The organism is Klebsiella sp. MS 92-3 (genome assembly GCF_000195655.1).
GTDB classification, from domain to species: Bacteria; Pseudomonadota; Gammaproteobacteria; order Enterobacterales; family Enterobacteriaceae; genus Klebsiella; species Klebsiella pneumoniae.
On sequence record NZ_GL882822.1, the window covers coordinates 6,868 to 13,841 of the forward strand.

6 protein-coding genes are annotated in these 6,974 nt (G+C 51.9%); 3 read left to right on the forward strand and 3 right to left on the reverse strand.

Annotation, left to right across the window (positions count from 1 at the left end; translation table 11 throughout):
• Positions 1-1,901 (forward strand): peptidase domain-containing ABC transporter (locus HMPREF9538_RS10865; protein ID WP_009485423.1); only part of this gene is annotated, 1,901 nt, incomplete at its 5' end.
• 14 nt (positions 1,902-1,915) lie between these two features.
• The gene (yjeJ, locus tag HMPREF9538_RS10860; protein WP_004177752.1) at positions 1,916-2,779 is read left to right on the forward strand and encodes a YjeJ family protein; all 864 of its coding nucleotides are present in this window, start codon (positions 1,916-1,918) and stop codon (positions 2,777-2,779) included.
• A gap of 54 nt (positions 2,780-2,833) precedes the next feature.
• On the opposite strand, the gene HMPREF9538_RS10855 is transcribed toward yjeJ, so the two are convergent.
• The 3 genes from HMPREF9538_RS10855 to HMPREF9538_RS10845 all read right to left on the reverse strand — a co-directional run bounded on the left by HMPREF9538_RS10855 (position 2,834) and on the right by HMPREF9538_RS10845 (position 5,425).
• Positions 2,834-3,187 (reverse strand): DUF4156 domain-containing protein, encoded by a 354-nt coding sequence (locus tag HMPREF9538_RS10855; protein WP_004152419.1) that lies wholly within the window; start codon positions 3,185-3,187, stop codon positions 2,834-2,836.
• Positions 3,188-3,447: 260 nt separating this feature from the next.
• Entirely contained in the window at positions 3,448-5,094 is a 1,647-nt protein-coding gene (gene groL, locus HMPREF9538_RS10850) for a chaperonin GroEL (RefSeq protein WP_002885441.1), read from the reverse strand.
• Between the two features lie 37 nt (positions 5,095-5,131).
• Positions 5,132-5,425, reverse strand: coding sequence for a co-chaperone GroES (locus HMPREF9538_RS10845; protein ID WP_004152420.1), 294 nt, complete (start codon positions 5,423-5,425; stop codon positions 5,132-5,134).
• Positions 5,426-5,657: 232 nt separating this feature from the next.
• On the opposite strand from HMPREF9538_RS10845, the gene yjeH reads away from it, so the two are divergent.
• Positions 5,658-6,908: an L-methionine/branched-chain amino acid transporter gene (yjeH, locus tag HMPREF9538_RS10835; protein WP_009485424.1), complete on the forward strand. Its 1,251-nt coding sequence runs from the start codon at positions 5,658-5,660 to the stop codon at positions 6,906-6,908.
• The last annotated feature ends 66 nt before the right edge of the window (positions 6,909-6,974 follow it).

A 6,974-nucleotide genomic window follows, 5' to 3' on the forward strand; every position in this document is an offset into this window, starting at 1 on the left:
ATGCCGGCTTAAAAAGCCGGGCGTTAGCTCTTGACCTTGATGAAATAAAGCAGCTTAAACTCCCCTGCATCATCCACTGGGGGATGAACCACTACGTTGTTCTTACAAAGGTAAGGAAAAACGCATTTGTTATTCACGATCCGGCGTTGGGTAAAAGAATCATTGGCATCAATGAGATGTCAAACAATTTTACCGGTGTAGCGCTTGAACTTTGGCCCGATCATAACTTCCAGCAAGAAGAAGCAAAATCCCGATTACGATTGCTGGATTTAATGCATAAAATTGTTGGTTTAAAATCAGCACTGATTAAGATCTTTGCTTACTCTGTAGTGGTAGAAGCTATCGGACTCCTGTTACCGATTGGTACACAGCTAGTCACTGACCATGTGATTATGGCTCACGACCAAAGCTTACTGTCTGTTATCTGTATCGGGTTGATATTTTTTACCCTATTCCGCACGTTTATTAGCATGCTACGTGCATGGACGTCGTTAACGTTAAATACCCTGACAAATATTCAATGGAAAACGACGTTATTCGATCATCTGACAAGTTTGCCATTATCCTTTTTTGAGAAAAGGCATTTAGGTGATATTCAGTCTCGCTTCTCGTCTTTGGATACGATTCGCTCAATATTTACCAATAGTATCGTTACCGGCATCATCGACTCGATAATGACAATCGGTTTATTGGTGATGCTGACCTTATATGGTGGTTGGTTAGTCTGGGTCGTCATCGGCTTTACCATTTGCTATGCGATTATGCGCTTTGCTACCTATAGCTTTTATCGTCGCGTAACGGAAGAACAGGTCGTCAAAGGCGCACGTGCTAACTCCCACTTTATGGAGTCACTTTATGGCATTTCTACGATCAAAGCACTGAATTTAAAAGAACGTCGCTCACAGCATTGGCTGAATCTTAACGTTGACGCCAGCAATGCAGGTATAAAGCAAACTCGATTCGATATGATGTTTGGTGGCATTAATACCTTTATCACCTCAATCGATCAGGTAGTGGTACTGTGGTTGGGTGCCATTATGGTAATTGATAATGAGATGACGCTCGGTATGTTTATGGCATTTAACGCCTATCGGGGTCAGTTTTCTCAACGTGCATCGAATCTCATTGATTTGGTGATGCAGCTTCGTATGCTCTCACTGCACAACGAACGTCTATCAGAAATAGCATTTAGTGAACCAGAAAAAGAACTTCCATCGCGGCGTGTTTTTACGGAAAACACTGGCGTAAAACTTGAAGTGAGAAATCTTAGTTATCAATACGATCCTTTTTCACAACCCATCTTTACAAATTTGAACATAACCGTTGCTCCTGGAGAATCAGTTGCGTTAATTGGCCCATCTGGCGTAGGGAAAACCACACTATTAAAAGTTATGTGCGGACTGCTCTCGCCGGATTCCGGCGAAATACTGGCGGATAATCTGGAGATTAAAAAGATTGGTTTGAATAACTATCGTCTTGGTATCGCCTGCGTACTCCAGGAAGACCGTCTCTTTTCCGGCTCCCTTATTGATAATATAAGTGGCTTCGATGATAGCGCCGATCTTGATTTTGTGATGGAGTGTGCCAGACGGTGCAACATTCATGATGAAATTATGAAGATGGCTATGGGATACGAAACCATTGTCGGCGAACTTGGGCTGGGTATTTCAGGTGGGCAAAAGCAGCGTATCCTGATCGCCCGCGCACTGTATCGCAAACCGAGTATTTTATTCATGGATGAGGCTACCAGCCATCTTGACCTCAGAAATGAGTCGGTTATCAATCAGTCTATTTCAGCGCTAAGTATCACCCGCATTATCGTCGCGCATCGACCATCGACCATTGCATCCGCCGATCGTGTTATCGATCTCTCACAATCGAAGTCGGTGACTACTGCTTAATAAAGGAGAAGAATATGCAAGGAACGTTTATAGGTTTTAATACCGCAGGAATTACCTTTGAAGAGCGATTTTTAGCGTTGCTGCTGAAAGTTAAGAAGGAAAATGGCTTTTGCGAGATTTACTATCTTCAGGCACCGGTGCTAGCTGATCTGCTCCTGATACTGCAGAGCAGAATGGCTGTGATTTTCCAGCGGCTTGAAAACCAGGGAGAGGCCTATAAAGATGAGCTTATCACGTATAATGAGGCACTTGTTGCCAATATTCCTCAGGTTGAGACGGCTGAAATACAGCAACCATCCCCTGAGCGGCGAATCATGTCCATTACGCTCAAACCTGGCGAAACACAGTCAACGTTAATTCTTGTATTTCAGGATGAACAAATTAGTACTTTATGTATTGACGATCTGCAAATCGAAGCATTAATTATCGGTATTCAACAAGCATTAAAAACAGTCGGCGACCAGGAACTGGTTCAGTATTTAAGTTCAAATATGGATTTTTTAATGTGCTATACCGTCGACTTAACCACTCAGCCCAATATCGATTACCAGCAGTATCCCCAGGAAGACTGGAAGCTAAACCTGTTTTCCCATTATCTGGGCGTGCTGTACTGCTGCGAGACAGACGAAGGCAAGAAAATTGTCTCCGGAGCGGTGGTCAAAACCAGCGCGCCGCATTTATCAGAACTGGAAAATAACGTTGTGACGCGGATTATCGAGAAAAGCCCCAAGCTCAAGGCGATGCACGCGGAGCTGGCGCCATGCCAGATCTTCAGTACTGTCATCCCTTCCCAGCCGGGAAGAATGCTCAGTCTGGAAGAGTGCCTGCGTCCTCTGCACGCCTTCTATCTGGAGAAGAAAGCGGAGCTTAACGCCTGATCCTCATCTAACGACCACGCCTCTCTCTGCGCTCGCAGAGAGAGGCGTCACGCATCAGTTCGGGCACTTATAAACCTGGCCGTTCATTTCGCTGTCGGTAGGTACAAAGCTCGACAACAGGTTTTGTGTCGGGCTGCTGACGCCGTAAATCACGTTGCCACCCATTGCTGCTGCCTGGTTACGCAAGGCGTTCGCCGCACCGCGCATGGAACCACCCTCATCGCCATTCTGGCCGGAGAGCCAGTTGCTCTGTTTACCCGTCGCGGTCCCTAACAGCTGACACTCTGCGCCCGGCTTCTCCTGCACGAAGCGCACATTCTGGCCGGCAGAGGTTAATTCATTGCTGGAACTGCAACCTGCCAACAGTAAGGCTGCGCCGACAATCCCTGCTAAATATTTTACCTGCATGTTATTCCCCATGATCGATGAGCTGGACGCACTGGCCCGGATGTAAATCTGTCATCCTTCAAACTGCGTCGGCATGAGCCGCGTTCATTTCCTCCCCGGTCGCGCTTGTCAGTTCACGCCCGAAACAGAGGTGCTTGCCGCTCTGATGCAGCTTAAATGATTTTTATGTATAAGCCTTATACTAAAAAGCGCGCCAAAAGAAAAACCCCCAGCCATTGCTGGCCAGGGGTTTCTGCTTTTTTATGCCGTAGAGCGCACGATTACATCATGCCGCCCATACCGCCCATGCCGCCCATACCGCCAGCAGCACCTAAGTCAGGCGCGTCGCCTTTCGGCAGGTCGGTCACCATGCACTCGGTGGTAATCATCAGGCCAGCCACGGAAGCCGCGTACTGCAGTGCAGAACGGGTGACTTTGGTTGGGTCCAGGATACCGAAGTCGATCATGTTGCCGTATTCTTCAGTTGCTGCGTTGTAACCGTAGTTACCGTCGCCAGCTTTCACGTTGTTAGCCACAACAGACGGCTCTTCGCCGGCGTTGGACACGATCTGACGCAGCGGCGCTTCCATTGCGCGCAGCGCAACTTTGATACCGACGTTCTGATCTTCGTTCTGACCGGTCAGGCCAGCGAGTTTCGCCGCAACGCGAACCAGCGCTACGCCGCCGCCAGCCACCACGCCTTCTTCAACCGCAGCACGGGTTGCGTGCAGGGCGTCGTCGACGCGTGCTTTTTTCTCTTTCATTTCAACTTCGGTAGCCGCACCGACTTTGATTACTGCTACGCCGCCAGCCAGTTTAGCGACACGTTCCTGCAGTTTTTCACGATCGTAGTCGGAGGTCGCTTCTTCGATCTGCTTACGGATCTGAGCAACACGGCCCTGGATTGCGGATTCTTCGCCAACGCCATCGATGATGGTGGTGGTGTCTTTGTTGATAACCACGCGTTTCGCCTGGCCCAGGTCTTCCAGAGTCGCTTTTTCCAGCTCCATACCGATCTCTTCAGAGATAACGGTACCGCCAGTCAGAGTAGCGATGTCCTGCAGCATAGCTTTACGACGGTCGCCGAAGCCCGGTGCTTTCACCGCAGCCACTTTAACGATGCCGCGCATGGTGTTAACCACCAGGGTCGCCAGCGCTTCGCCTTCAACGTCTTCAGCGATGATGACCAGCGGTTTGCCAGCTTTCGCTACGGCTTCCAGAACCGGCAGCATTTCGCGGATGTTGGAGATTTTTTTGTCAGCCAGCAGGATGAACGGGCTTTCCAGCTCAACGGCACCGGTGTCCGGCTTGTTGATGAAGTACGGAGACAGGTAGCCGCGGTCGAACTGCATACCTTCAACTACGTCCAGTTCGTCTTCCAGACCGGTACCGTCTTCAACGGTGATCACGCCTTCTTTACCAACTTTATCCATCGCTTCCGCGATCAGTTTACCGACGGTTTCGTCGGAGTTAGCGGAGATGGTACCTACCTGAGCGATAGCTTTGGAGTCAGAGCACGGAACGGACAGCGCTTTCAGCTCTTCTACTGCAGCCAGTACCGCTTTGTCGATACCGCGTTTCAGATCCATCGGGTTCATGCCTGCAGCAACAGCTTTCAGGCCTTCGTTCACGATAGCCTGAGCCAGTACGGTTGCGGTGGTGGTACCGTCGCCTGCCGCGTCGTTCGCTTTAGAGGCAACTTCTTTCACCATCTGCGCGCCCATGTTTTCGAACTTGTCTTCCAGTTCGATTTCACGTGCAACGGAAACACCATCTTTGGTGATGGTCGGCGCGCCGAAGGATTTGTCCAGAACCACGTTACGGCCTTTCGGGCCCAGGGTCACTTTAACTGCATCTGCCAGTACGTTTACGCCGCGCAGCATTTTTACACGAGCGTCGTTACCGAATTTTACGTCTTTTGCTGCCATTTCTTTTATTCCTCAAATTCGTTCAGGGTCGTGCGAATTAAGCTTCAACAATTGCCAGGATGTCGCTTTCGGACATGATCAGTACTTCTTCGTTGTCGATCTTTTCAGTCTTCACGCCGTAGCCATCGTTGAAAATCACGATGTCACCAACTTTAACGTCCAGCGGCTGCACGGTCCCGTTTTCCAGGATGCGGCCTTTACCGACAGCGATGATTTCGCCACGAGTTGACTTAGCTGCTGCAGAACCGGTCAGAACGATGCCGCCCGCAGATTTGGTTTCAACTTCTTTACGTTTGACGATCACACGATCATGTAACGGACGAATACTCATTGATAGCTCTCCTTCGAGAAAGTCATTATCAGTTATGGGTGACGCCGGGCCGAACGCGGTTTACCGGCTAGTGCAGAGAGAGATGGGGATGGCCATTTACGGCTTCAAGGGCAAAATTAAAAAAAATTTTTACCTTTGCGCTGGCGCACAAAAAGCGGCCATGTCAGGCAATCGGTCATAAGGAAAAGCGATTGTGATACTCTATTTTTTTTCACTGGCGCAGGATTGAATCATGAGTGGTTTAAAACAGGAGTTAGGGCTGGGACAGGGAGTTGGGTTGCTTTCCACCTCATTGCTGGGTACCGGCGTCTTCGCCGTCCCGGCGCTGGCGGCGCTGGTCGCTGGCGATAACAGCCTGTGGGCATGGCCGCTGCTCATTCTCCTTGTTTTCCCGATTGCCATCGTCTTCGCCCTGCTGGGCCGCCATTTTCCCAGCGCGGGCGGCGTGGCCCACTTTGTCGATATGGCCTTTGGGCCACGTCTGGCCAGCGTCACCGGCTGGCTGTTTTTATCGGTTATCCCGGTCGGACTCCCCGCCGCCCTGCACATCGCCACCGGTTTTGGCCAGGCGCTGTTCGGCTGGCATGATGCGCAGCTGCTGCTGGCGGAGCTGGGCACCCTGGCCATCGTCTGGTGGGTCGGTTCGCGTGGCGCCAGCTCCAGCGCCAACCTGCAGACGTTGGTTGCCGTACTGATTGTGGCGCTGATCGTCGTAGTCTGGTGGCGCGGCGGGATAAGCCCGGCGCAGATCCCCTTCCCGGCCCCGGCGGAGATTGACCGCGGGCAGCTCTTTTCGGCGCTGTCGGTGATGTTCTGGTGCTTTGTCGGTCTGGAAGCCTTCGCGCATCTCGCCTCGGAGTTTAAACATCCCGAGCGTGATTTCCCCAGGGCGCTGATGATAGGCCTGCTGCTTGCCGGCTCGGTCTACTGGGCCTGCACCGTACTGGTGCTGCACTTCCACGCCTTTGGCGAGGAGATGGCGGCGGCGGCGTCATTACCGAATATCGTGGTCCGTCTGTTCGGCGTCGAAGCGCTGTGGGTAGCCTGCGTCATCGGCTATCTCGCCTGTTTCGCCAGCCTCAACATCTATATTCAAAGCTTTGCCCGCCTGGTCTGGTCGCAAGCGCAGCATAAGCCACACAGCTACCTCGCAAGGCTGTCGCCACGGCAGATCCCGCGCAACGCCCTCAACGCCGTGCTGGGATCCTGCGTAGTTAGCACCCTTGGCATCTATCTGCTCGATATCAATCTGGACGCGCTGATCGTTTACGCCAATGGCATTTTCATCATGATCTATCTGCTGTGCATGCTGGCGGGTTGTCGTTTGCTGCGCGGTCGCTATCGGCTATTGGCGGTGGTAGGCAGCATTCTCTGTCTGCTGCTGCTGGCGATGGTCGGCTGGAAAAGCCTGTACGCGCTGGTGATGCTGGCGGGGCTGTGGCTGTTTTTACCCAGGCGCAAGCTGGCGACGGGAAGCGTGTAGGCCTGCAAAGAAAGCGGGCCCCGCCCCCCCCCCTCGCCCGCGCGGCGGGGGGGGGGGGGGGGCGGG